The organism is Acidovorax sp. GW101-3H11, assembly GCF_001633105.1.
Classification (GTDB): domain Bacteria; phylum Pseudomonadota; class Gammaproteobacteria; order Burkholderiales; family Burkholderiaceae_C; genus Acidovorax.
In genome coordinates, this window is record NZ_LUKZ01000031.1 from 75,620 (window position 1) to 98,223 (window position 22,604).

Sequence of the window (22,604 nt, forward strand, 5' to 3'; positions counted from 1 at the left end):
CGGCACACCTCCGGCAGGCCTACCCCCGCCCCATCCACCCCTCCACCTCCCCCATCAAGTGCCCGCGAAACACCTCCGCAATCGGTGACAGCTGCTTGCCCTTGGGCCAGACCAGGTGCCATTGCGAGCGGATGGGAAAGCCCGCCACATTCAGCACGGCCAGGCCCTCGTGGTGCGGGCCCAGAGCGTGGAGGGAGACGATGGAGAGGCCCAACTGGCCTTCCACCGACTCCTTGATGGCTTCGTTGCTGCCCAGCTCCAGCACGGTGCGGGGGGCAAAGCCCACCTGGCGCAGGTGGGCGTCGGTGGCCATGCGGGTGCCCGAGCCTTTTTCGCGCAGGATGAAGCGCTCGGCCTGCAGCTGCTCCAGCTTGACGCGCTTCTTGGCCGCCAGCGGGTGGCCTGCGGGGGCGATGACGACCAGGGGGTTGGGCATGAGGATCTGGTCCTCCAGCGGCAGGTCGGCGGGCGGCATGGACATGACGTAGAGGTCGTCCTGGTTGGCGCGCAGGCGGCCAATGACGTGGTCGCGGTTGAGCACTTCCAGCGAGATGTCGATATGCGGGTGCAGCTTGCAGAAGCTGCCCAAAAGGCGCGGCACAAAGTATTTGGCGGTGCTGACCACGGCGACCTTGAGGCGCCCGCTGGTCAGGCCCTTGGCGCCTGCGATGCGCTGCTCGAACGCGTCCCACTCGCCCGCGATGGCGCGCGCGGTGCGGGCCAGGGCGTGGCCCGCATCGGTAAGGTGCACGCGGCGCGAGATGACTTCGTACAGCGGCAGGCCCACGGCCTGCGCCACCTCGCGCAGCTGCATGGAGGCGGTGGGCTGCGTGACGTGCATGACCTTGGCGGCCGCGCTGACGCTGCCGGTTTCGGCCAGCGCCAGAAAAAGCCGCAACTGGCGGAAGGTGATGTTCATAGATTTTTATCTATATATAAGCACATTCGAATCGATTTTACTTTGCACCCTGCACTGCATAGCATTGGCGCCCAAGGAGTTGAATGATGCAAAGTTTGCTGGACCCTGCGATCCTGTTTTTTGCTCTGGGCGTGTTTGCGGGCCTGGTGCGGTCTAACCTGGAGATGCCTGCGGCGATCTCCAAGTTCTTGTCGATCTACCTGTTGATGGCGCTGGGCCTCAAGGGCGGGTTTGCGCTGGCGGCGTCGGGCTTCACGCCCAGCGTGGCGACCAGCCTGGGGCTGGCGGTGCTGCTGGCCGTTGTGGTGCCGCTGGTGGGCTACGCGCTCTTGCGGCGGGTGCTGTCGGGCTTCAATGCGGCGGCGGTGGCAGCCACCTATGGATCCGTGAGCGCGGTGACGTTTGTGACGGCCACGCAGTACCTGGAGTCGCAGCACATTACCTACGGCGGTCATATGGCGGCGGCGATGGCGCTGATGGAGTCGCCCGCCATCATCCTGGCCGTGCTGCTGGCCAATGCGCTGCGGCAAAAACAGCAGGCAGTGGCCGTTGCCACCAGTGCCACGCCTGTGGTGGCGATGACCAGCGGGGGCGCCGCCACGCTGGGCGGTCGTGGCCCGGGCAACGTCAGTGGGAAGAGCGGCCCGCACCTGTCGGTGGGCAAGATCCTGCACGAGTCGTTCACCGATGGCACGCAGTTGCTGCTGCTGGGCGCGATGCTGATCGGCCTGCTGACGGGCGATGCGGGCAAGGCGGCCATGCAGCCGTTTTCGGGTGATCTGTTCAAGGGCATGTTGTGCCTGTTCCTTCTGGACATGGGCCTATCGACCGCACGCAACCTGCCTGCGGTGCGCCAGCAGTCGCCCTGGCTGCTGGCCTATGCGGTGCTGGGCCCCATCACCCACGCCACGCTGGCGCTGGGCCTGGCCTGGCTGGTGGCGGTGCCTGCAGGCGATGCGGTGCTGCTGATGGTGCTGGCGGCCAGTGCCTCTTACATCGCCGTACCTGCGGTGGTGCGCTATGCCATCCCCGAGGCCGACCCGTCGCTGTATGTGAGCCTGTCGCTGGGGCTGACGTTTCCGCTCAACATCGTGCTGGGCATTCCGCTGTACACGCATGTGGTGCAAAGCCTGTGGGCCGTGTGAGGGGGCGATGCCGCAGCCCCCATGTGCCCCTATGTGCCCCCTAACGTGCACTTACAGGGCCTGGACTAATTGCTATCTTTTAAATAGCTAACAAGGCATTCTGGACGCGCGGTAACGGCCATTTTTATCCAGATTCTCACCCCACTGCGCCACACAACCGGGTCAGAACAGGCTGCTTTGCCCCCGCAGCAGCCCGGGGCGGAACTGGCCCAGGTCCAGCTCCACACGCTCGCGATTCAGGCCCAGCTTGCGGCAGGTGGTGGCAAAACGCTGGCGCACCAGGTCGGCCCACAGGCCGGTGCCTTTCATGCGGGTGGCGAAGTCGCTGTTGTAGGTTTTGCCCGCGCGGCGCTCGGCGTCGCTGATGTGGTGCAGGTCTTGCACACGCGCCATCACGCGCGCGGCGCGCTGGGGGTAGTGCACCTGCAGCCATTCGCGGAACAGGGTGTCCAGCTCCCATGGCAGGCGCAGCACGGCGTAGAAGGCACTGCGCGCGCCCGCCTCGCGTGCGGCCTCCAGCACCTGCTCCATGTCTTCGGTGATGAAGGGGATCTGCGGCGCCACGCTCACTCCCACGGGCACGCCCGCCTCGGCCAGCGCGCGGATGGTGCGCAGGCGCCGGTGGGGCGCGGCGGCGCGGGGTTCCATGCGGCGGGCCAGGGTGGCATCGAGCGTGGTGATGGTGACGTACACGGCGGCCAGGCGCTGCGCGGCCAGCGGGGCGAGCAGGTCCAGGTCGCGCTCCACGCCGCTGGACTTGGTGATGAGCGAAAACGGGTGGCGCGCGTCGCGCATCACCTCGATCACGCTGCGGGTGAGCTTCAGCTCGCGCTCCACGGGCTGGTAGCAATCGGTGGCGGAGCCGATGTTCAACAGGCGCGGCACATAACGCGGCTGGGCCAGCTCGGCCCGCAGCACGCTGGCGATGTTGTGCTTGGCAACGATCTGCGTTTCAAAGTCCAGCCCGGGCGAGAAGTTGAGGTAGCTGTGCGTGGGCCGGGCGTAGCAGTAGATGCAGCCATGCTCGCAGCCCCGGTAGGGGTTGACCGAGAGTTCGAAAAAGATGTCCGGCGAGTCGTTGGCGCAGATGGCGCTGCGCGCGGTTTCGAGGTGCACGCGGGTGGCGGCGGGGGTGGCTGGGACATCGCCTGCACCGTCCTCATCACCAGGCGGCTGGCCCCAGCCGTCGTCGGCCGCCTCGCGCACGTCCCGCACAAACCGGTGCGCCAGGGCGGTGGCCGCGCCCCGGCCACGGATGGCCTGCAGCGGGATGCGGACCTCCTCGGGCGGCGCGGGGATGTCGGACTTGTCGGTGAAGGTGCGGGGCATAACTGTACAAATATAAGGGGTATCTATTTAGCTCCAGTAGCCCCGTTGATACTGTAATTTCATCCAGCAATAGTATCCGATTGCCTCTCCCCGGTGTTCTTGCTCACGACATCCCCATACGTCACTGGCGGCGTAACCACCGCTTGCTGCAGCAAGCGGTANGGCCATCAGCCGCTGGCCAGYGCGGCTGCGAAAACCTTCGGTGGCCTGCACCACCGCATCGAAAGATTCAAGGGCCTGCGCGGCCCACACCTGTTGAGACATAAGGGGTATCTATTTAGCTCCAGTAGCCCCGTTGATACTGTAATTTCATCCAGCAATAGTATCCGATTGCCTCTCCCCGGTGTTCTTGCTCACGACATCCCCATACGTCACTGGCGGCGTAACCACCGCTTGCTGCAGCAAGCGGTAAAACAGCATCCCGCGTGAGCTGGATGTGCGCCGGTTGAAACGGAACACGAATTCATCGAGATAGGCATCCAGGTGGTCTGGCTGTACAGAGCCATGATGCGTTCCGAGCACCCAGCGCTGTACCAGTGAGGCGACCCGGTGCACTCCCGCCATGGAGACATGGGCAGGTACGCCTGAACCGAGCATGACGGTGCGCTGGTGGGTGTAACCGAGTTCTCCCAGAGCGCGGTATGCCGCCGAACCATCCGTGCGTACCTGGGCTCCGGGCTCGACCACCTCTTGCACGAAGGGAATGACGTGGCTGGCGGAGTCTCGGTCGATACGGCGTAACCGGATGCGCCCAAACCCCTTGGGCTCCACGATCTCCACCGCCATGACCATCAACACTTTGGTGGTGCTGCTCTTGCGCCCTGCAGGGGTGGCGGGATTTTTGCGGTCCGTAATGGACAGGTACGTTTCATCCACCTCGACAAGCCCCTTGAGCTTGTCCCGGCCCGGGCGAACCATGGCGCGTCGAAACCGGTGCAGCATCGTCCAGGCAGTCTGGTAGCTCCCCAAACCCAATACGCGCTGCAGCCCCAGGGCGCTCACGCCTTGTTTCTGATTGGTCAGGTACCAAGCTGCAGCCAGCCAGACACGCAGCGGTGTGCGCGTCTTGTCGAAGATGGTTCCAGATGTCACTGTGCCTTGGTACTGGCATGAGCGGCACATCAGGCGGGTGCGGCTGGCGCGGTACACATCACCAGCGTTGCCGCAACGCGGGCAGACGAAGCCTTGGGGCCAGCGCAGCTTCTCCAGGAACGCCTGGCAGGCCTCTTCGGTGGCAAACCAGTCAAGAAATTCGTTCCAGGTGCGAGGGTAGTCCTGTCCAGGAGTTGGCGTTAGCATCTGGGTTTCCATCCAGCTATTCTGACGTCACTGGAGCTAAATAGATACCCCTTNTCCAGGAACGCCTGGCAGGCCTCTTCGGTGGCAAACCAGTCAAGAAATTCGTTCCAGGTGCGAGGGTAGTCCTGTCCAGGAGTTGGCGTTAGCATCTGGGTTTCCATCCAGCTATTCTGACGTCACTGGAGCTAAATAGATACCCCTTACAAATATACAGTTATTTGGTGTTGCGTGCTTGCACCCCCTGGCCCTGCTCACTCCTTGAACAGCCGCTCGATCAGGCCGCGCATCCACTGGTTGCCGGGGTCGCTTTCAAAGCGGCGGCTCCAGTGCAGCGACACGGTGAAGTCGCGCAGCGGCAATGCGGGCTCGATGAGGGTGTAACCCCCGTCGGCCGCAAAGGTGCGCGCAATATTGCGGGGCATGACCACGGCCAGGTCTGTGGCGCGCACGATGGCGGGCAGCACCATGAAGTGTTCGGTGGTCAGGCGGATGCGGTCCTGCAGCTGCTGCATCTCCAGAATGCGCAGGGTGTCGGAGTGGGCGCGCACGGCCACAAACTCCAGCTGCCGCAGGGCGCTGAGCAGCACCGGGCCGCTGCGCCGGGTGGCGGCGAAGGGGTGGCCTGCGCGCAGCAGTACCACGTAGCGGTCGTGGAGGAGCTGCACACGCTGCGTGTCCTTCACCGTGGGCAAAAAGCCGAAAGCGAAGTCGATGGCGCCGCTGTCCAGCCGCTGGGGGATCTCGTGGCGCGGCACGGGCAATGTCTCCAGCCGCACGCCGGGCGCCTGGTGCTGCAGCGCCACCATCAGGTCGGGCAGAAAGCGGCCTTCGCCAATGTCGCTCATGTGGATGCGGAAGACCTTGTGCGACTGCAGCGGCTCGAACTGGGCGGACTCGTTGAGCGCCTCTTCCAGCAGGCCCAGGGCGCTGCGCACGGCGTTGGCCAGCCGGTCGGCCTTGGGGGTGGGCTGCACACCACCGCCTGCGCGCACAAACAGCGGGTCTTTGATGAGCAGGCGCAGCCGGGTGAGCGCCTGGCTGGCGGCGGGCTGGGTCAGGTCCAGCAGGTCGGCGGCGCGGCTCACATTGCGTGTGCGGTAGACCGCATCGAACAGCCGCAGCAGGTTGAGATCGATGTCCTTGATATGCATTGGATGAATACCGCTTAGTCATTTCATTGTATTGATGGATGAAGCAAGCCCCCCGAAGATGGCGGGATGCCTTCTGACGCAACCCCTTTGCCCACCGTGCGCGAGGCCGTGCTGGACCTTCTGCGCGGCTTTCACATCAACACCATCTTTGGCAACCCCGGCTCCACCGAGCTGCCGCTGTTCCTCGACTTCCCCCAGGACTTCCGCTACATCCTCGGCCTGCAGGAATCAGTGGTGGTGGGCATGGCCGACGGCTACGCCCAGGCCACACACAACGCGGCGTTTGTGAACCTGCACTCGGCCGCAGGCGTGGGCCACGCCATGGGCAACATCTTCACGGCGCACAAAAACCGCACGCCCATGGTCATCACGGCCGGGCAGCAGGCGCGCTCCATCCTGCCGTTCGACCCCTTCCTGTTTTCGGGCCAGGCCACCGAGCTGCCCAAGCCCTACGTGAAGTGGAGCATCGAGCCCGCCCGCGCCGAAGACGTGCCCCTGGCCATTGCCCGCGCCTACTACATCGCCATGCAGCAGCCGCGCGGGCCGGTGCTGGTGTCCATCCCCGCCGACGACTGGGACAAGCCCTGCGAGCCGCTGCAGGCCCGCACCGTGAGCACCGAGTCGCGCCCCGAGCCCCGCGTGCTGCAGGCCATTGGCGATGCAATGGATGCCGCGCAGCGCCCCGTGTTTGTGGTGGGCGCCGCTGTGGACCGCGACCGCGCCTGGGACGATGTGCTGGCCCTGGCCGAGCGGCACAACGCCGCCGTGTGGATCGCGCCCATGTCCGGCCGCTGTGGCTTTCCGCAGGACCACCGCCTGTTTGCGGGTGTGCTGCCCGCCATGCGCGAGAAGATCGTGGCACTGCTCGGCGGGCACGACCTGGTGTTTGCGCTGGGCGCCGCCGCCTTCACCTACCACGTGGAAGGTTTCGGCCCCCATGTGCCGCCCGGGGCGCAGCTGGTGCAGCTGATTGACGACCCGGGCACGGCCGCCTGGACGCCCGAGGGCACCTCGGCCGTGGGCAGCGTGCGCCTGGGCGTGCAAGACCTGCTCGCGCGCCCCGCGCCCATCGCGCGCGCCCTGCCCCCGGCCCGCGCTGCGCGGCCACGGGTCGAAGCCTCGGCACCCGGCGCCTTGATGAGCGTGCCGTATGTAATGCAGACACTGGCCGAGGTGCGCGATGCCGCCTCCATCGTGGTGGAGGAAGCCCCCAGCGCGCGCGCCGCCATGCACGCCTACCTGCCCATCCTGCAAAGCGAAACCTTCTACACCATGTGCAGCGGCGGCCTGGGCTATGGCCTGCCCGCCGCCGTGGGGGTGGCGCTGGCCAAGCCTGATCGCAAGGTCATCGGACTCATCGGCGACGGCTCGGCGATGTACTCCATCCAGGCGCTGTGGAGCGCGGCGCAGCTGCAGCTGCCCATCACCTTCATCATCCTCAAGAACCGGCGCTACGCGGCGCTGCAGGAGTTCGCGCCCACCTTTGGTTTTCATGAAGGCGCCAAGCTGGAAGGCACCGAGCTGCCCGACCTGGACTTCCTGGCGCTGGCGCGGGGCCAAGGCTGCGACGCCGTGCACGTGAGCGATGCCAGCCAGCTGGCACCGGTGCTGCGCGAGGCGCTGGCGCACCCCCGCGCCATGCTGGTGGAGGTGGATGTGGCCTGAGAAGGTGTGAACGAACCCACCATGCCTTCCAATTTTTTTGGTTCATTGCACAAGACCCGGCACACCCGGGCTTTACCGGAGACACGCATGCATTCCTATCCCCCACGCTCCAAGCGCCGCCTGCTGGGCGCGCTGGCCCTGGCTGGCATGGCCTTCAGCCTGCTGCAACAGCCCGCCCAGGCCCAGACCGAAGCCTGGCCCAGCAAACCCATCAAGGTGATCGTGAACTTCCCGCCCGGGGGCGCAGCGGACCAGATTGCGCGCGCAGTGAGCGTGCCGCTGCAAACTGCGCTGGGCCAACCCGTGGTGGTCGAGAACCGGGGCGGTGCGGGCGGCAACATCGGCGGCGAGGCAGTGGCCAAGTCGCCCGCCGATGGCTACACCCTGCTCATGAGCTCGGGCGGCATGGTCTCGGTCAACCCCCACCTCTACCCCAAGATGCCTTTCGACCCCGCCAAGGACCTGGTGCCCGTGGCGGCGGCGGCGCGCGTGCTGGTGTTCCTGGAGGTGCGGCCCACGCTGCCGGTCAACACCATCCAGGAGTTCATGCAGTACCTCAAGGCCCACCCCGGCAAGCTGAGCTTTGGCACGCCAGGCAATGGCAGCTCGCCACACCTGGCTGCCGAGATGCTCAAGGCCCAGGCCAATGTGTTTGCCGTGCATGTGCCCTACCGGGGCGCGGCCCCCGCCATGCAGGACCTGCTGGGCGGGCAGGTGGATTTCATGTTCGACCCCGGCATTGGCCTCTCGCATGTGAAGGCGGGCAAGCTCAGGCTGCTGGCGGTGGGCAGTGCCAAGCGCTCGCCCCTGTTCCCCGATGTGCCCACGCTCGACGAGGTGGGCCTCAAGGGTTTTGATGCCGACACCTGGTTTGGCTTTTATGCCCCCGCAGGCACACCGCCCGAGGTGGTGGCGCGCCTGAACCGCGAGATCAACAAGGTGCTGGCCACCACCGCCGTGAAGGAACGCATCACGGCGCTGGGCGGCGTGCCCGCGCCGATGTCGCCCGCCGACTTCCACGCACGCGCCGCCATCGACAGCACACGGTTTGGCGCACTCATCCAGGCCCGCAACATCAAGGGCGACTGAACGCCGCCCACGCAGCCCCGAATGCCCGCGCACGGCAGTGCGAGATTCGCGATGGACTACAGTCCCGCGCTTTGTCACAACCATCCCAGAGGTACTGCCATGGCGCGCAAGCCCCAGATCATCCTGTCGTCACTCGACGTTGACCGCATCGAGGCCCTGCTGGCCGCGATTCCGGCCAGCGTCTTTCCAGGCAAGGCGGATCTGCAGGCAGAGCTCGACCGGGCGGACGTGGTGCCGCCCGAGGAGATCCCGCCCAATGTGGTGACCATGAACTCCACCGTGCAGTTCTCCATCCTGGAGACGGGCAAGGAGTTCTGCCTGACGCTGGTCTACCCGCGCGACGCAGACGGCACCGCAGACCGCATCTCGATCTTTGCGCCCGTGGGCAGCGCCCTGCTGGGCCTGGCGGTGGGCGACGAACTGGCCTGGCCCGGACCGGGCGGCAAGTCGATGACGGTGCGGGTGAAGGACATCCTGTACCAGCCCGAAAGCGCTGGCGAATTGCATCGTTGATGCCCCCCGCCGCCGAGCGGCGGGCAACATGCTGCTTGGCGCGACACCGGTCACCAGTGACAATGGCAGCCGCCATGACCACACCGCCCGCCCAGAACACGCCAGACCTGCCCCCGTCCATCGACCAGTTCGACCCGGACTCCACCCTCGCCTTCCAGAGCCGCATGGAGCGGGCGCCCGAGTGGTTCTGCTCGTTCCTCGCGGGTAACAGCCGTGAAAAGAGCCGCCTCAAGCGCGAGATGGCCACCATGAAGGGATCGGTGGTGTGGCTGGTGCAGCAGCGCCGCCAGGGCAACTGGACGGCCGATGAACGTGCCCATCTGCGCGATGTGATGCGGTCGGCATCGTCCGTGAGCCCCTACCTGTTCATCTGGGTGATCCCGGGCTCGATGCTGATCCTGCCCTTCATGGCCTGGTTTCTGGACCGGCAGCGCAAGCGGCGCGAGCGCAAGCTGCAGCGTTGAAGGGCTCTTGGCGAGCCCTCACCCAGAATCAGAACCCGTTGTTGGAGACAGCGACCAGCAGACCAGTGCCCACCAGCCCCGCCTGCCAGCGCAAGGCGGTGGACCAGGTGGGCACATGCTGCTCCACCCGCAGGTACAACAGACGCCCGGCAGCGAGGGACAGCACAAACGCCAGCAGCATGCCCAGCGCATTGGGCACAGGCGACGTCGGCCACAGGTGGCTGACCACCGCGTTGACGAGCAGGCACACTGCAAAGTGCACAAGGAAGATGGAGTAGGACATCTGCCCCACGCGCACCAGCGGCGCAAAGCCCCCCCAGGCCCGCACACGCTCGGACCGCAGCGCGACCACCAGGCACAGCGCCGTGACCAGCGCCACCAGAATGCGGCCCCGGAAATCCATCGCCAGGGCCCCACCGCCCAGCAGCACGATGGCGCTCAGCCACCCCGCCGGGCTGGGCGCACGCACAGCCCAGAAGGCCAGCATGCCCAGGCCATAGGCGCCAAAGAAGTAGATGGCCCACATGTCGAGCCCGGCCATGCGGTTGAAGACCCACAGCGATGCGGCCACACCTACCACGATGATCGCCCGGGCCAGCACAGCCCCGTGCCGCTGCGCCCACGCGCCCGGCAGGGCCCGAACGCCCGCCCAGACCGCCACGCTCAGCGCAAACAGCTGGAAGTCGATGGCCACGTACCAGACCCCGGCCGACAGCGCATCTTCGTCCACGATGTCCTGCAGCAGCAGGGCATTGGCCAGCAGCTGCGCCAGGGTCGGCTCCTCGGGCACGGAGGGGTGTGCCATCCAAGGTCGCACCAGCGCAGCCACCACCACGGTCAACAGCAGCGCCACCGCATAGGGCACGACCAGCCGCACAAAACGCTTGGCCACCGCATTGCCCGCATGGTCAAACCGCGCCTCGCCCTGGGGGGCCAGGCTGGCGGCGGCCAGGTAGCCGCCCAGCACCAGAAACACCTGCACCGCCATGCGCCCATAGTCGTACAGCCATGCCATCAGGGCCGGGGCCAGGGGCTGGGCGATGTCCGACATGGGCCCATAGAAGGCCAGGTGGTGCCAGACGATGGTGATGCACGCCATGGCCTTGACCATGTCGATCAGGGGTGTGCGGGAGGGGGAGGACGACATGGCTGCGCGGGGTCGGTGAGGTGCCGGTGGACGTGGTGGGCTGCCGAGGCCACAAAGGGCCGCAACAGCAGGCAAAAACCTCTATTGTCCTCTGTCAGCACGTTTTTTTCGCAACCGCTCTGCGCTGGGCGCGACACACCCCTATTCCGCGCAGGCCTGCGCGCCCCTCCAGGCTCAGTACCGCAGGCTGCCTTCCGCGTCCACGATCGCCAGCTCGACATAGGTGGAGCCGTTGTGGCTCTTGGGCGAATACTTCACGCTGAAGCGGCCGAACGAGATTTCGCCCGCGTCTTCCATGGTCTTGGTGAACGATTCGGTGGTCAGGTTGCGCCCGGTGCGCCGCAGGCCCTCCACCAGCAGGCGCGCATGCACAAACCCTTCGAACTGCGACGCAGACGGTTGCGCCGTGGGCGACTTGGCACGCAGCAGGCCCAGGTACTCGGCCACCACGGGGATGGTGGTGTTGCGCAGCGACGGCATGATCTGCGCGAGGATGATGCCGCGCGCCTTGTCTTTCAGCTCACGGTTGATCACATCCAGGCTGGCGACCGAGAAGCCATAGTACGCAGGCCGCGCGGCCGTGGCCTGCACGGCCTTGATGTAGTGGGTGAAGGTGGTGCCCGCCGTGGCCACGATCACCGCCTGCGGCTGCGCCTTTTCGGTGGCGGCGGCCGCAGCGGCAAAGTCGGGTTGTTTGGGGTCTACCTTGATCTCGGCGACGAAGGGCAGTTTTTCGTCGTCCGATGCTTTCTTCAGCTCGGCGGCCAGGGTCTTGCCCAGGCCGTCGTCCTGGTAGAACAGCGCCACGCGGCTGATGCCCTGCTGGCGCAGCTGCGAGACGATTCTGCTGGCCTCGCTGGCGTAGCCCGCGCGCACATGGAACACATAGGGGTTGAAGGTTTCGCGGAACACCGATGCGCCGGTGACCGGGCCGAACAGCAGCGTGCGGTGCTCCTTGATCAGCGGCAGGATGGCGGCCGTCTGCGCCGTGCCCGTGCTGTTGTAAATCATGAAGACCTTGTCGGTCTCCAGCAGCTGGCGGGTGTTTTCCACCGCCTTTTGCGGATCGAAGCCGTCGTCCAGCGTGGTGTAGCGGATCATGCGGCCATGCACGCCGCCCTGGGCGTTCACCGCGTCGAACATGAGCCGCGAGCCCTCGCCATACTGCGCCGTCTGCGGGCCCAGCGGCCCCGACAGCACGGCCGACGCCCCGAGGCGGATCTCGTCGGCGGTCACGCCCTCGTTGCGGGCATGGCCCAGCCCGGTGGCGCACAAAGCCGCCAGCAGCACTACCAAAGAACGAACCATCACGCACCACCTTGCAAAAAATGTGCTGAACCAGCCACCAAAGCAGTCTTGCTTTGGTTATTGTTCATCACCATTATCTGCAGCCACCGGGGCCGGTTTATGGGGGTTTGCCCTTGCGTGAAGGTGCCTGAAACAACTTCGCCCACCGTGCGCGTGAGGCGCTGGGTGGGCGAAGCCGGTGTCTCTCGGGCCACCACCACGCCCTACCACTGGCGTGGGCGATGCCCGGAAAACAGAGGATCAGCGCAGCATCACAGCTTGAGGCGCGCGCGTGCCGCTTCGTACTCGCTGCGCAGCTTGGCCACCAGCTCGGCCGTGCTGGTCACGGCGTTGATGGCGCCAATGCCCTGGCCGCAGCCCCAGATGTCCTTCCAGGCCTTCTTGGCGTCGCCGCCAAAGTTCATCTTGCTCGGGTCGGACTCGGGCAGGTTGTCCGGGTCCATGCCCGCCGCGCGAATCGATGGCGCCAGGTAGTTGCCATGCACGCCGGTGAACAGGTTGCTGTAGACGATGTCGTCCGAGCTGCCTTCCACGATGGCCTGCTTGTACGCATCGCTGGCGCGCGCCTCGTGCGTGGCAATGAAGGCCGAGCCGATGTAGCCGAAGTCTGCCCCCATGGCCTGCGCGGCCAGCACGGCGCCGCCGCTGGCGATGGAGCCGCTGAGCGCGATGGGGCCGTCGAACCACTGGCGGATTTCCTGGATCAGCGCAAACGGGCTCTTCACGCCCGCATGGCCCCCCGCGCCGGCGGCCACGGCAATCAGGCCATCGGCACCCTTCTCGATGGCCTTGCGTGCGAACTTGTTGTTGATGATGTCGTGCAGCACCACACCGCCCCAGGCATGCACGGCCTGGTTCACGTCCTCGCGTGCGCCCAAAGACGTGATGATGATCGGCACCTTGTACTTGGCGCACACCTGCATGTCGTGCTCCAGCCGGTCGTTGCTCTTGTGCACGATCTGGTTGATGGCAAAGGGCGCGGCGGGCTTGTCGGGGTGGGCCTTGTTGTAGGCCGCCAGGGTCTCGGTGATCTCGGCCAGCCATTCGTCGAGCAGCTCGGCAGGGCGGGCGTTGAGCGCGGGCATGGAGCCCACCACACCGGCCTTGCACTGCTCGATCACGAGCTTGGGGTTGCTGATGATGAACAGCGGCGAGCCGATGACGGGCAGCGACAGGTTTTGCAGCACGGGAGGCAGTTTGGACATGGCAACAACTTCCAGGACAAGAAATTAGGATGAAATTAGCCGCTACCGCCTGATGGATATGCGTTAGCAGCTATTATTTTTATAGCACCCATGCAACACAGGGGTGCGTCTCCTCACAGCACGCTCTTCACGCCTCAGAAGGCGTCAAGCGCCAGCTCGGTCACGCTGGCCGCGCCTTCCACAATGCTGTCGCGCAGGCCGGGGGCCTTCACCAGGATGTGGTCGGCGTAGAACTGCGCCGTGGTGATTTTTGCGCGCATGAAGGCTTGGTCCTGTCCCTTTTGCAACAGGTCCTGCGCCACCAGCAGGCTGCGCGCCAGCTGCCAGCCCGCCACCACATTGCCCGCGAGCATCAGGTAGGGCACGCTGCCCGCAAACACGGCGTTGGGCTGGGCCTTGGTGCCACCGGCCACAAAGTCGATCACATCGAGCAGCGCCTTGCGCGCGGCCGTCAGGCGCTTGGCCACGGCTTGCGCTGCGGGTGTACCGCTGGCCAGCAGGTCGGCCTCGGTCTTCTCGATCTGCGCCGCAATGCCCTTGGCCGTCTGGCCGCCGTCGCGCGCCGTCTTGCGGCCCACGAGGTCGTTGGCCTGGATGGCGGTGGTGCCTTCGTAGATGGTGAGGATCTTGGCGTCGCGGTAGTACTGCGCAGCGCCCGTTTCTTCGATGAAGCCCATGCCACCGTGCACCTGCACGCCCAGGCTGGTGACTTCCAGGCTCATCTCGGTGCTGTAGCCCTTGACCAGCGGCACCATGAATTCGTAGAACGCCTGGTTCTGCTTGCGCGTGTCGGCATCAGGATGGTGGTGCGCAGCATCGAACGCAGCAGCCGCCACCGTGGCCATGGCGCGGCAGCCTTCGGTGTAGGCGCGCATGGTCATGAGCATGCGCTTCACATCGGGGTGGTGAATGATGGGCGCGCTGGCGGCGATGCTGCCGTCCACCGGGCGGCTTTGCACGCGGTCTTTCGCGTACTGCACGGCCTTCTGGTAGGCGCGCTCGGCAACCGCGATGCCCTGCATGCCCACGGCATAGCGCGCGGCGTTCATCATGATGAACATGTACTCCAAGCCGCGGTTTTCCTCGCCCACCAGGTAACCGACGGCACCGCCGTGGTCGCCGAACTGCAGCACGGCGGTAGGCGATGCCTTGATGCCCAGCTTGTGCTCGATGCTCACGCAGTGCGCGTCGTTGCGAGCGCCCAGCGTGCCGTCCTTGTTGACCATGAACTTGGGCACCACAAACAGGCTGATGCCCTTCACGCCTTCGGGCGCGCCCGCCACGCGGGCCAGCACCAGGTGCACGATGTTGGCGGCCATGTCGTGCTCGCCGTAGGTGATGAAGATCTTGGTGCCGAAGACCTTGTAGCTGCCATCCGCTTGCGGCTCGGCACGCGTGCGCACCAGGGCCAGGTCCGAGCCCGCCTGGGGTTCGGTCAGGTTCATGGTGCCGGTCCACTCGCCCGTCACCAGTTTTTCCAGGTAGGTGGCCTTGAGTTCGTCGCTGCCTGCGGTGAGCAGCGCCTCGATGGCGCCGTCGGTCAGCAGCGGGCACAGCGCGAAGCTCATGTTGGCGCTGTTGGTCATCTCGATGCAGGCCGCGCCAATGGTCTTGGGCAGGCCCTGGCCGCCAAAGTCGGCCGGGTGCTGCAGGCCCTGCCAGCCGCCTTCGCCGTACTGGCGGAAGGCGTCCTTGAAGCCGGGGGTGGTCGTGACCACACCGTCTTTCCAGCTTGACGGGTTCTTGTCGCCCTCGAAGTTGAGCGGAGCCAGCACACCCTCGTTGAACTTGGCGCACTCTTCCAGCACGGCAGCGGCCGTGTCCAGGCCGGCGTCTTCAAAGCCGGGGATTTGTGCGATCTGTTCGATGTTGGCCAGGTGTTCGATGCCGAACAGCATGTCCTTGACGGGGGCGGTGTAGCTCATTGAAGTCTCCGAGAAAGCAAAAATCGTCAAAAAAAAGGCATCGCAAGCGATGCCTTTTGTGGCGGCTGGTGGGCCAGAGCGCCTTACAGCGCCTTCACCAGTTCCGGCACGGCCGTGAACAGGTCGGCTTCCAGGCCGTAGTCGGCCACGCTGAAGATCGGGGCTTCGGGGTCCTTGTTGATCGCGACGATCACCTTGGAGTCCTTCATGCCCGCCAAGTGCTGGATGGCGCCCGAGATGCCGGCGGCGATGTACAACTGCGGCGCCACGATCTTGCCGGTCTGGCCCACTTGCAGGTCGTTCGGGGCGTAGCCCGCATCCACCGCAGCGCGGCTGGCACCGATGGCGGCACCCAGCTTGTCGGCCAGGGGGGTGATGACTTCGTCGAACTTTTCCTTGCTGCCCAGCGCACGGCCACCGGAGACGATGATCTTGGCGGCGGTGAGCTCGGGGCGGTCGTTCTTGGCGATCTCGCTGCCCAGGTAGCTGCTTTTGCCAGCGTCGGCGGTGGCAGCAGCGGTTTCGACGGCGGCGCTGCCACCGGTGGCGGCTGCGGCGTCAAAACCCGTGGTGCGCACGGTGACAACCTTCACGGCGTCAGCGCTTTGCACGGTGGCGATGGCGTTGCCTGCGTAGATGGGGCGCTCGAAGGTGTCGGCGCTCACCACCTTGGTGATGTCGCTGATCTGGGCCACGTCCAGCTTGGCAGCCACGCGGGGGGCAATGTTCTTGCCGCTGGCGGTGGCCGGGAACAGGATGTGGCTGTAGTTGCCAGCAATGGCCAGCACTTGCGCGGCCACGTTTTCGGCCAGGCCATGGGCCAGGCCTGCAGCGTCGGCGTGGATGACCTTGCTCACGCCAGCGATCTGGCCAGCGGCAGCAGCAGCGGCGCCCGCGTTGTGACCGGCCACCAGCACATGCACGTCGCCACCGCAGGCCACAGCGGCCGTCACGGTGTTCAGGGTCGCGCCCTTGATGGATGCGTTGTCGTGTTCAGCAATAACGAGTACCGACATTTAGATCACCTTCGCTTCGTTCTTGAGTTTCTCGACCAGGGCGGCCACGTCGGCCACCTTGACGCCAGCGCCGCGCTTGGCGGGCTCGCTGACCTTCAGGGTCTTGAGGCGGGGGGCCACGTCCACGCCTAGGTCTTCGGGCTTGACGGTGTCCAGCTGCTTCTTCTTGGCCTTCATGATGTTGGGCAAGGTGACGTAGCGGGGTTCGTTCAGGCGCAGGTCGGTGGTGATGACGGCGGGCAGCGACAGGGCCAGGGTTTCCAGGCCGCCGTCGATTTCGCGGGTCACGTTGACCTTGTCGGCCGCCAGGTCCACCTTGCTGGCGTTGGTGGCTTGCGGCAGGTCGGCCAGGGCCGCCAGCATCTGGCCGGTCTGGTTGGCGTCGTCGTCGATGGCCTGCTTGCCCAGGATCACCAGGCTGGGCTGTTCCTTGTCCACCAGGGCCTTCAAGAGCTTGGCCACAGCCAGGGGCTGCAGTTCCACGTCGGTCTCGACCAGAATGGCACGGTCGGCGCCGATGGCCATGGCGGTGCGCAGGGTTTCCTGGCACTGGGCCACGCCGCAGGAGACAGCGATGACTTCGGTCACCAGGCCTTTTTCTTTCAGGCGCACGGCCTCTTCGACGGCGATTTCGTCAAAGGGGTTCATGCTCATCTTCACGTTGGCGATGTCCACACCCGTGTTGTCCGACTTGACGCGGACCTTCACGTTGTAGTCCACCACGCGCTTGACAGGGACCAAGACCTTCATTGCTGCGGCTCCTAGAGAGTTGGTTGAATTGACGTTTACGTAAACTGGAACATTCTATGCCGCACTGCAACGCAAGTGCTACAGAGCCGGGGCAGAGACTTCACGATCAAAAAAGAACGATCGTGCTTTTTGTCGATTATAGGCGAGTGGGCCGGGCCACTGTCCAGTGTTTGTTGTCGCCTGCGGAACCCGGCACCAGGGCTGCATGCCGGACTCACTGCGCGGGAGCCGGTGCGGGTGCCGCCGGAGCGCCGGGCGACATCGCCGCCGCCAGCCCCCCATCGACCTGCACATGCATGACCCGCTGGGGGTACGGGATTTCGATCTGGTGGGCGCGCAAGGCGCTCAGGATGGCGCGGTTGATCTCTGAGCGCAGGCCCAAGGCGCCGTTCTCGGGGTCGGCAATCCAGAAGCCCACCGTGAACTCCAGCCCGTCGGCACCAAAGGCCGACAAGGCCACGCTGGGCGCCGGATCGCGCAGCACCCGGCTGCTGGCCAGGGCCGCCTCGCCCAGCAGGCGGGTGACCAGTTCCACATCACTTTCGTAGGCCACGCTCACCACGGTGGACAGCCACACGCGCGGGTCGGCCAGCGACAGGTTCTCCACCCGCTGGGTGATCAGCATTTCGTTGGGCACGATGGATTCGCGGCCCGTGGAAGAACGCACCACGGTGTAGCGGGCGTTGATGGCGGTGATGCGGCCTTCGAAGTTGTCCACGCGCACGTTGTCGCCAATGCGCATGCTGCGCTCGGCCAGGATGACAAAACCGCTTACATAGTTGGACGCGAGCTTCTGCAGACCAAAACCGATGCCCACGCCCACCGCGCCCCCCAGCACCGACAGGGCCGTAAGGTCGATGCCCACGGCCGACAAGGCCATCATCAAGCCCACAAACACCAGCAGCGCGCGCACGGCATTGCTCACGGCCTTGCGCAGCGACAGCTCGGCCCCGGTGGCCGAGCGCAGCAGGCGCGACTCGATGGCCGCAGAAACCCACAACGCAATGAGCAGCACCGCACCGGCCGTCACGGCCCCTTCGATCATGGTGCGCACCGACAGCGTGGCACCGCCCACCTTCCAGTGGATCTGGTCCAGCTCGTCCAGCACCAGCGGCAAGAGCCCCGTGACCCACAGCACCATGCCCAGCCAGGCCAGCCAGGAGATGGACCGCTCGATGGGCCGCACCCAGGCAGCATCGGGATACGCGACCTGCAGCACCTTCACACCAATCCGTATCACAACCAGCGCCACCAGCACCGGGATCGCCACCTTGAAAGCCGCCAGCGCCACCCAGTGGTGCAGCACGGTGCGCGCCACATAGGCCAGGCCCAGCAGCAGCAGCGGGAACAGCGCGCCGTCCACGATCCGCACACCAAACAGGATGGAGCGCGGGTCGCCCCGTTGCAGGCCGCGCTGCAGCAGCGCGACCAACGCCCAGGCCAGGGCCACACAGCCCGCCAGGGCCGCCAGTTCCACCAGCACGGTGGGGCTCAAAAAGGCCTGCACCCACAGGCCCACATCGTCCAGCATCGGTTTGTCTATTGCCATCGTGCGGGCCCTCAGCGCTTCCAGCCGGGCTGGCGCTTTTCAGCAAAGGCGCGTGCACCCTCCTGCGCGGCCTCGTCCATCATGTTGGTGGCCATGGCCTGGCCCGCCAGCTGGTAGGCGGCGTCCATGCCCAGCTCGCGCTGCTGGTAGACCAGCGCCTTGCCCATGGCCACGGCCACGCGGGGCTTTTGCAGGATGGACAACACCAGCTTTTCGACCTCGGCATCCAGGGCATCCGCAAGCACCACGCGGTTGACCAGCCCCTGCGCCAGCGCCGTGGGGGCGTCGATGAAATCGCCGGTGAGCAGCATCTCCATCGCCCGCTTGGCGGGCACGTTGCGCACCAGGGGCACGCTGGGGGTGGCACAGAACAGGCCATAGTGGATGCCGCTGGTCGCAAAACTGGCCGTGTCGGCCGCCACGGCCAGGTCGCACTGCGCCACCAGCTGGCAACCCGCCGCCGTGGCCATGCCCTGCACGCGCGCGATCACGGGCACGCTGAGCTTGTGGATGGTGAGCATCATGCGGCTGCACTGGGCAAACAGCTGCTGGTAGTACGCCAGCTCCGGGTGGGCCGCCATGTCCTTGAGGTTGTGGCCCGCGCAAAACGCCTTGCCCGCCGCAGCCAGCACCACCACACGCACCGATTCATCGCGACCGGCATCGTCCAGCGCCCGCTGCAGCGCCGCGAGCATCTCGCTGCCCAGCGCATTGAAGCGGGCGGGGTCGTTCAGGGTCAGGGTGACCACACCACGGGTATCGCGGGTGGTTTGCAGCAGTTCGTCGGAATTCGTCGTCATTTTTTCTCCAGTTTTTTGCACGGCCTGGGCGCGCCGAAACTGGCGCGCCTCCAGGCCAGCGCCACCGTGGAGCTGGCTTTGCCAGGCCACGGGTGGCGTCCCCCTGGGGGGAAGACGCCGCAGGCGGCTCAGGGGGGCTTACAAGTCCGCCAGGACCCGCAGGTGCGTCTCCACACTGCGCGCCAGCGGCCCCATCACATAGCCACCTTCCAGGCAGGACACGATGCGGCCTTTGGCATAGCGCCGCGCCACATCCTTCACACGCTGGGTGATCCAGGCGTAGTCCTGCTCGGTCAGGCCCAGCTGGCCCATGTCGTCCTCGCGGTGTCCGTCGAAGCCCGCGCTCACAAAAATCATCTCGGGCTTGAAGGCTTCGAGCCGGGGCATCCACATCATCTCGATGATCTCCCGGATGTCCATGCCCCGCGTGTAGGCCGGTACCGGCACATTCACCATGTTGGGGGCAGGATTGTGGTCGCCGCTATAGGGGTAGAACGGGTGCTGGAAGATGCTGACCATCAGCGCCCGGGGGTCGTTGGCGAGGATGTCTTCAGTGCCATTGCCGTGGTGCACGTCAAAGTCCACCACCGCCACGCGCTGCAGGTTGTAGCGCTGCAGTGCATATTTGGCCGCCACGGCCACATTGTTGAAAAAGCAGAATCCCATGGCCTTGTCGCGGCAGGCATGGTGGCCCGGGGGGCGCACGCTGCAAAAGGCATTTTCGACCTCGCCCGCCATCACGGCATCGGTGGCGGCCAGGGCGGCCCCGGCGGCGCGCAGGGATGCCTTCCAGGTGTGGGCGTTGATGGAGGTGTCGGTGTCGATCTGCGCGTAGTTCGGGCCACCGGCCATCAGCTCTTCGTTCAGCCGGTCCGACAGGCCCCGCAGCGCCGCGATGTGCATGCGGCCGTGGGCCAGCTCGATGTCGGCCAGCGACGCCTCGGGCGCCTCGTAGCGCTCCAGCGCGTCGGCCACGCCGGTGATCAGCAAACGGTCTTCGATGGCATCGAGCCGTTCAGGACATTCGGGGTGCCCCGGGCCCATCTCGTGCTTCCAACAATCCCGGTGGGTGAAATAGCCCGTCTTGCTCACAGTCAATCCCCGTGTCTCAATTTTTTAGGATAACGTCGCGCCATGAATGCACAGCACAAGATCAAATCGCTTCTGGACCAGCTTAACACGGTGATTGTGGGCAAACAGGCCCAGGTGCAGGACTGCGTGGCCTGCCTGCTGGCAGGCGGCCACCTGCTCATCGAAGACGTACCGGGCGTGGGCAAGACCACCCTGGCGCACGCCCTGTCGCACACCTTTGGTCTGCAGTTTTCGCGCGTGCAGTTCACCGCCGACCTGATGCCCAGCGACCTGACCGGCGTGTCGGTGTACGAACGCGGCAAGGAAGCCTTTGTGTTCCACCCCGGCCCGGTGTTTGCCCAGGTGCTGCTGGCCGACGAAATCAACCGCGCCAGCCCCAAGACCCAAAGCGCCCTGCTCGAAGCCATGGAAGAAAAGCAGGTGTCGGTGGAGGGCGAAACCCGCGCCCTGCCCCACCCTTTCTTCGTGATCGCCACCCAGAACCCGCACGACCAGCTGGGCACCTTTGCGCTGCCCGAGTCGCAACTCGACCGTTTCCTCATGCGCATCTCCATCGGCTACCCCGACCGTGCGGCCGAGCGCCTGCTGCTGTCGGGCGCCGACCGGCGCGACATGGTGAGCAGCCTGCTGCCCCTGCTGTCCAGCGACGAACTGACCGAGCTGCAGCGCCAGGTGCAGGCCGTGCACACGGCCGAGCCGCTGCTCAACTACGTGCAGGACCTGATCGCCGCCACCCGCTCGGGCCGCTGGTTTTTGCAGGGCCTGTCGCCCCGCGCGGGCATTGCCATGCTGCGCGCGGCCAAGGCCCAGGCCCTCATCAGCGGGCGCGACTATGTGGCGCCCGACGACGTGCAGGCGGTTTTACCCCAGACCATCGCCCACCGCCTGGTGCCCGTGGGCGACGCCGGGCGGGGAGCCGTAGAGCAGGTGCGCGCCATGGTGGACGCCGTGCCCTTGCCATGAATGAAGCCCCCCTGAGTCGCTTCGCGCCTTCCCCCCAGGGGGACGACGCCCTCGCTGCGGGGCGGCCCTTGCTTGGCGTCCCTCGCCTAGACTGCGCCAGTGAGGATGGCTGTGGGCAACACACATCACCATGAACCCCTGAGATGACATCCGTCTCCGCCCACCCCACTGCCCCCTGGCGCACCGCCCTCGCCCGGCTGAGCCCGCTGGCGCCCTTGCGCAAGCGCTTCCAGAACTGGTGGCAGGCGCGCCTGCCGCTGAACGACACCCTGCTGCTCACCCAGCGCAACGTCTACATCCTGCCCACCAGCTCGGGCTGGATGCTGGCGCTCACGCTGGTCGTGCTGCTGGTGGCTTCCATCAACTACCAGCTCAACCTGGGCTACCTGCTCACCTTTTTGCTGGCGGGCAGCGCAGCGGCGGGCATGCACATCTGCCACGCCAACCTGCGGGGCCTCACGCTGCACCTGAAGGCGCCCGAGCCCCAGTTCATGGGCACGAGCACGGCGTTTGAACTGCAGCTGTCCAGCGAGCGCAAGTCGCCGCGCTATGGCATTGCGCTGTCGGTGCATGGCACGGGCAAGGCCGAACACCACTGGGCCTGGACCGACGTGCCCGCCCAGGGCCAGGCCAGCGTGCAGGTGGCCTTCCGCCCCACGCGCCGGGGCCTGCACCGCGTGCCCACGCTCACGGCCGAGACGCGGTTCCCGCTGGGCACCTTCCGCGTCTGGACCTACTGGCGCCCGGCCTCCGAGGTGCTGGTCTACCCCGCACCCGAGGTGCCCGCGCCGCCCCTGCCCCCGGGCGAGCCCCGCGCGGGCGGCACAGGCAGTGCGCCGTCGCAGGGCATTGGCGAATTCGACGGCGTGCGGGCCTACCGGCGCGGCGACCCGCTCAAGCTGGTGGTGTGGAAGAAGGCCGCCAAGTCGCTGGCCACCGGCACCGACGACCTGGTGAGCCGCGACGCCCAACAGGCCCAGCGGCACGAGCTGTGGCTGGACCTGGCCCGCGCCGCCCTGCCCGACCACGAAGCCCGCGTCTCGCGCCTGACCGCCTGGGTGCTGCAGGCCGACCGGCTGGGCCTGGACTACGGCCTGCGCCTGCCCGGCGGCGAGATCGCCCCCGACACCGGCGCTGCCCACCGCAGGCGCTGCCTGGAGGCACTGGCCCTGTGTTAGTAGGGAACACCCCCCTGAGCGGCTGCGCCGCTTCCCCCCGCTCTCGCAGCGCTGCGCGCTGCGGGCAGGGGGACGCAGCCCTCGCTGCGGGGCGGCC

Annotated in this window: 20 protein-coding genes and 2 pseudogenes; 7 read left to right on the forward strand and 15 right to left on the reverse strand. The window is 66.3% G+C overall.

Annotated features, from left to right (window positions below; translation table 11 throughout):
* Window positions 1-19: 19 nt before the first annotated feature.
* Window positions 20-919, reverse strand: coding sequence for a LysR family transcriptional regulator (locus A1D30_RS21975; protein WP_063462860.1), 900 nt, complete (start codon window positions 917-919; stop codon window positions 20-22).
* Window positions 920-1,005: 86 nt separating this feature from the next.
* Here A1D30_RS21975 and A1D30_RS21980 point away from each other — a divergent pair, with 86 nt between their 5' ends.
* On the forward strand, window positions 1,006-2,064 hold the full coding sequence (locus tag A1D30_RS21980) for a sodium-dependent bicarbonate transport family permease (protein ID WP_063462942.1): 1,059 nt from the start codon (window positions 1,006-1,008) through the stop codon (window positions 2,062-2,064).
* A 162-nt stretch (window positions 2,065-2,226) separates the two neighbouring features.
* On the opposite strand, the gene A1D30_RS21985 is transcribed toward A1D30_RS21980, so the two are convergent.
* The 5 genes and pseudogenes from A1D30_RS21985 to A1D30_RS21995 form a co-directional block, all read right to left on the reverse strand.
* The gene (locus A1D30_RS21985; protein ID WP_063462861.1) at window positions 2,227-3,393 is read right to left on the reverse strand and encodes a PA0069 family radical SAM protein; all 1,167 of its coding nucleotides are present in this window, start codon (window positions 3,391-3,393) and stop codon (window positions 2,227-2,229) included.
* A gap of 59 nt (window positions 3,394-3,452) precedes the next feature.
* Window positions 3,453-3,554 (reverse strand): annotated as a pseudogene (locus A1D30_RS26545) (IS1595 family transposase); the annotation flags it as partial.
* A 148-nt stretch (window positions 3,555-3,702) separates the two neighbouring features.
* Window positions 3,703-4,704 carry an IS1595-like element ISCsp2 family transposase gene (locus tag A1D30_RS21990; protein WP_063462862.1) on the reverse strand — a complete coding sequence of 334 codons (1,002 nt, stop codon included), beginning with the start codon at window positions 4,702-4,704 and terminating at the stop codon, window positions 3,703-3,705.
* 42 nt (window positions 4,705-4,746) lie between these two features.
* Window positions 4,747-4,853: pseudogene (locus A1D30_RS25350) on the reverse strand (IS1595 family transposase); the annotation flags it as partial.
* A 90-nt stretch (window positions 4,854-4,943) separates the two neighbouring features.
* A complete protein-coding gene (locus A1D30_RS21995) occupies window positions 4,944-5,843 on the reverse strand; it encodes a LysR family transcriptional regulator (protein WP_082836581.1) in 900 nt (299 codons plus the stop codon).
* A 66-nt stretch (window positions 5,844-5,909) separates the two neighbouring features.
* Here A1D30_RS21995 and mdlC point away from each other — a divergent pair, with 66 nt between their 5' ends.
* The 4 genes from mdlC (at window position 5,910) to A1D30_RS22015 (ending at window position 9,574) form a co-directional block, all read left to right on the forward strand.
* Window positions 5,910-7,508, forward strand: a complete 1,599-nt coding sequence (gene mdlC, locus A1D30_RS22000; protein WP_063462864.1) for a benzoylformate decarboxylase — start codon at window positions 5,910-5,912, stop codon at window positions 7,506-7,508.
* An 87-nt stretch (window positions 7,509-7,595) separates the two neighbouring features.
* On the forward strand, window positions 7,596-8,597 hold the full coding sequence (locus tag A1D30_RS22005) for a tripartite tricarboxylate transporter substrate binding protein (protein ID WP_063462865.1): 1,002 nt from the start codon (window positions 7,596-7,598) through the stop codon (window positions 8,595-8,597).
* Between the two features lie 99 nt (window positions 8,598-8,696).
* Window positions 8,697-9,110 carry a nucleoside diphosphate kinase regulator gene (gene rnk / locus A1D30_RS22010; protein WP_063462866.1) on the forward strand — a complete coding sequence of 138 codons (414 nt, stop codon included), beginning with the start codon at window positions 8,697-8,699 and terminating at the stop codon, window positions 9,108-9,110.
* A gap of 74 nt (window positions 9,111-9,184) precedes the next feature.
* Window positions 9,185-9,574 (forward strand): hypothetical protein, encoded by a 390-nt coding sequence (locus A1D30_RS22015; protein WP_063462943.1) that lies wholly within the window; start codon window positions 9,185-9,187, stop codon window positions 9,572-9,574.
* Window positions 9,575-9,602: 28 nt separating this feature from the next.
* Here the strand turns inward: A1D30_RS22015 and A1D30_RS22020 are convergent, their stop codons facing one another.
* The 9 genes from A1D30_RS22020 to A1D30_RS22060 all read right to left on the reverse strand — a co-directional run bounded on the left by A1D30_RS22020 (window position 9,603) and on the right by A1D30_RS22060 (window position 20,318).
* Window positions 9,603-10,721: an acyltransferase gene (locus A1D30_RS22020; RefSeq protein ID WP_063462867.1), complete on the reverse strand. Its 1,119-nt coding sequence runs from the start codon at window positions 10,719-10,721 to the stop codon at window positions 9,603-9,605.
* 174 nt (window positions 10,722-10,895) lie between these two features.
* Window positions 10,896-12,029 (reverse strand): ABC transporter substrate-binding protein, encoded by a 1,134-nt coding sequence (locus A1D30_RS22025; RefSeq protein WP_063462868.1) that lies wholly within the window; start codon window positions 12,027-12,029, stop codon window positions 10,896-10,898.
* Window positions 12,030-12,280: 251 nt separating this feature from the next.
* Window positions 12,281-13,234: a nitronate monooxygenase family protein gene (locus A1D30_RS22030; protein ID WP_063462869.1), complete on the reverse strand. Its 954-nt coding sequence runs from the start codon at window positions 13,232-13,234 to the stop codon at window positions 12,281-12,283.
* A gap of 134 nt (window positions 13,235-13,368) precedes the next feature.
* Window positions 13,369-15,159 carry an acyl-CoA dehydrogenase gene (locus A1D30_RS22035; RefSeq protein WP_063462870.1) on the reverse strand — a complete coding sequence of 597 codons (1,791 nt, stop codon included), beginning with the start codon at window positions 15,157-15,159 and terminating at the stop codon, window positions 13,369-13,371.
* 83 nt (window positions 15,160-15,242) lie between these two features.
* The gene (locus A1D30_RS22040; RefSeq protein WP_063462871.1) at window positions 15,243-16,175 is read right to left on the reverse strand and encodes an FAD-binding protein; all 933 of its coding nucleotides are present in this window, start codon (window positions 16,173-16,175) and stop codon (window positions 15,243-15,245) included.
* Window positions 16,176-16,925, reverse strand: coding sequence for an electron transfer flavoprotein subunit beta/FixA family protein (locus A1D30_RS22045; protein ID WP_063462872.1), 750 nt, complete (start codon window positions 16,923-16,925; stop codon window positions 16,176-16,178). It lies immediately after the preceding gene.
* A 214-nt stretch (window positions 16,926-17,139) separates the two neighbouring features.
* Window positions 17,140-18,474: a mechanosensitive ion channel domain-containing protein gene (locus A1D30_RS22050; protein ID WP_242421997.1), complete on the reverse strand. Its 1,335-nt coding sequence runs from the start codon at window positions 18,472-18,474 to the stop codon at window positions 17,140-17,142.
* 11 nt (window positions 18,475-18,485) lie between these two features.
* The gene (locus A1D30_RS22055) at window positions 18,486-19,274 is read right to left on the reverse strand and encodes an enoyl-CoA hydratase (RefSeq protein ID WP_063462944.1); all 789 of its coding nucleotides are present in this window, start codon (window positions 19,272-19,274) and stop codon (window positions 18,486-18,488) included.
* A gap of 138 nt (window positions 19,275-19,412) precedes the next feature.
* A complete protein-coding gene (locus A1D30_RS22060) occupies window positions 19,413-20,318 on the reverse strand; it encodes a histone deacetylase family protein (protein WP_063462874.1) in 906 nt (301 codons plus the stop codon).
* 90 nt (window positions 20,319-20,408) lie between these two features.
* Between A1D30_RS22060 and A1D30_RS22065 the strand changes: the two genes are divergently transcribed.
* Complete coding sequence (locus A1D30_RS22065) at window positions 20,409-21,329, forward strand: MoxR family ATPase (protein WP_063462875.1); 921 nt, start codon at window positions 20,409-20,411, stop codon at window positions 21,327-21,329.
* 143 nt (window positions 21,330-21,472) lie between these two features.
* The gene (locus A1D30_RS22070) at window positions 21,473-22,507 is read left to right on the forward strand and encodes a DUF58 domain-containing protein (protein ID WP_063462876.1); all 1,035 of its coding nucleotides are present in this window, start codon (window positions 21,473-21,475) and stop codon (window positions 22,505-22,507) included.
* Window positions 22,508-22,604: the final 97 nt, after the last annotated feature.

Coding starts and splice junctions, on each gene's coding strand:
- A1D30_RS21975 (WP_063462860.1), bottom strand. CDS start 919: ATGAACATCACCTTCCGCCAGTTGCGGCTTTTTCTGGCGCTGGCCGAA.
- A1D30_RS21980 (WP_063462942.1), top strand. CDS start 1,006: ATGCAAAGTTTGCTGGACCCTGCGATCCTGTTTTTTGCTCTGGGCGTG.
- A1D30_RS21985 (WP_063462861.1), bottom strand. CDS start 3,393: ATGCCCCGCACCTTCACCGACAAGTCCGACATCCCCGCGCCGCCCGAG.
- A1D30_RS21990 (WP_063462862.1), bottom strand. CDS start 4,704: ATGGAAACCCAGATGCTAACGCCAACTCCTGGACAGGACTACCCTCGC.
- A1D30_RS21995 (WP_082836581.1), bottom strand. CDS start 5,843: ATGCATATCAAGGACATCGATCTCAACCTGCTGCGGCTGTTCGATGCG.
- mdlC (WP_063462864.1), top strand. CDS start 5,910: ATGCCTTCTGACGCAACCCCTTTGCCCACCGTGCGCGAGGCCGTGCTG.
- A1D30_RS22005 (WP_063462865.1), top strand. CDS start 7,596: ATGCATTCCTATCCCCCACGCTCCAAGCGCCGCCTGCTGGGCGCGCTG.
- rnk (WP_063462866.1), top strand. CDS start 8,697: ATGGCGCGCAAGCCCCAGATCATCCTGTCGTCACTCGACGTTGACCGC.
- A1D30_RS22015 (WP_063462943.1), top strand. CDS start 9,185: ATGACCACACCGCCCGCCCAGAACACGCCAGACCTGCCCCCGTCCATC.
- A1D30_RS22020 (WP_063462867.1), bottom strand. CDS start 10,721: ATGTCGTCCTCCCCCTCCCGCACACCCCTGATCGACATGGTCAAGGCC.
- A1D30_RS22025 (WP_063462868.1), bottom strand. CDS start 12,029: ATGGTTCGTTCTTTGGTAGTGCTGCTGGCGGCTTTGTGCGCCACCGGG.
- A1D30_RS22030 (WP_063462869.1), bottom strand. CDS start 13,234: ATGTCCAAACTGCCTCCCGTGCTGCAAAACCTGTCGCTGCCCGTCATC.
- A1D30_RS22035 (WP_063462870.1), bottom strand. CDS start 15,159: ATGAGCTACACCGCCCCCGTCAAGGACATGCTGTTCGGCATCGAACAC.
- A1D30_RS22040 (WP_063462871.1), bottom strand. CDS start 16,175: ATGTCGGTACTCGTTATTGCTGAACACGACAACGCATCCATCAAGGGC.
- A1D30_RS22045 (WP_063462872.1), bottom strand. CDS start 16,925: ATGAAGGTCTTGGTCCCTGTCAAGCGCGTGGTGGACTACAACGTGAAG.
- A1D30_RS22050 (WP_242421997.1), bottom strand. CDS start 18,474: ATGGCAATAGACAAACCGATGCTGGACGATGTGGGCCTGTGGGTGCAG.
- A1D30_RS22055 (WP_063462944.1), bottom strand. CDS start 19,274: ATGACGACGAATTCCGACGAACTGCTGCAAACCACCCGCGATACCCGT.
- A1D30_RS22060 (WP_063462874.1), bottom strand. CDS start 20,318: ATGGGCCCGGGGCACCCCGAATGTCCTGAACGGCTCGATGCCATCGAA.
- A1D30_RS22065 (WP_063462875.1), top strand. CDS start 20,409: ATGAATGCACAGCACAAGATCAAATCGCTTCTGGACCAGCTTAACACG.
- A1D30_RS22070 (WP_063462876.1), top strand. CDS start 21,473: ATGACATCCGTCTCCGCCCACCCCACTGCCCCCTGGCGCACCGCCCTC.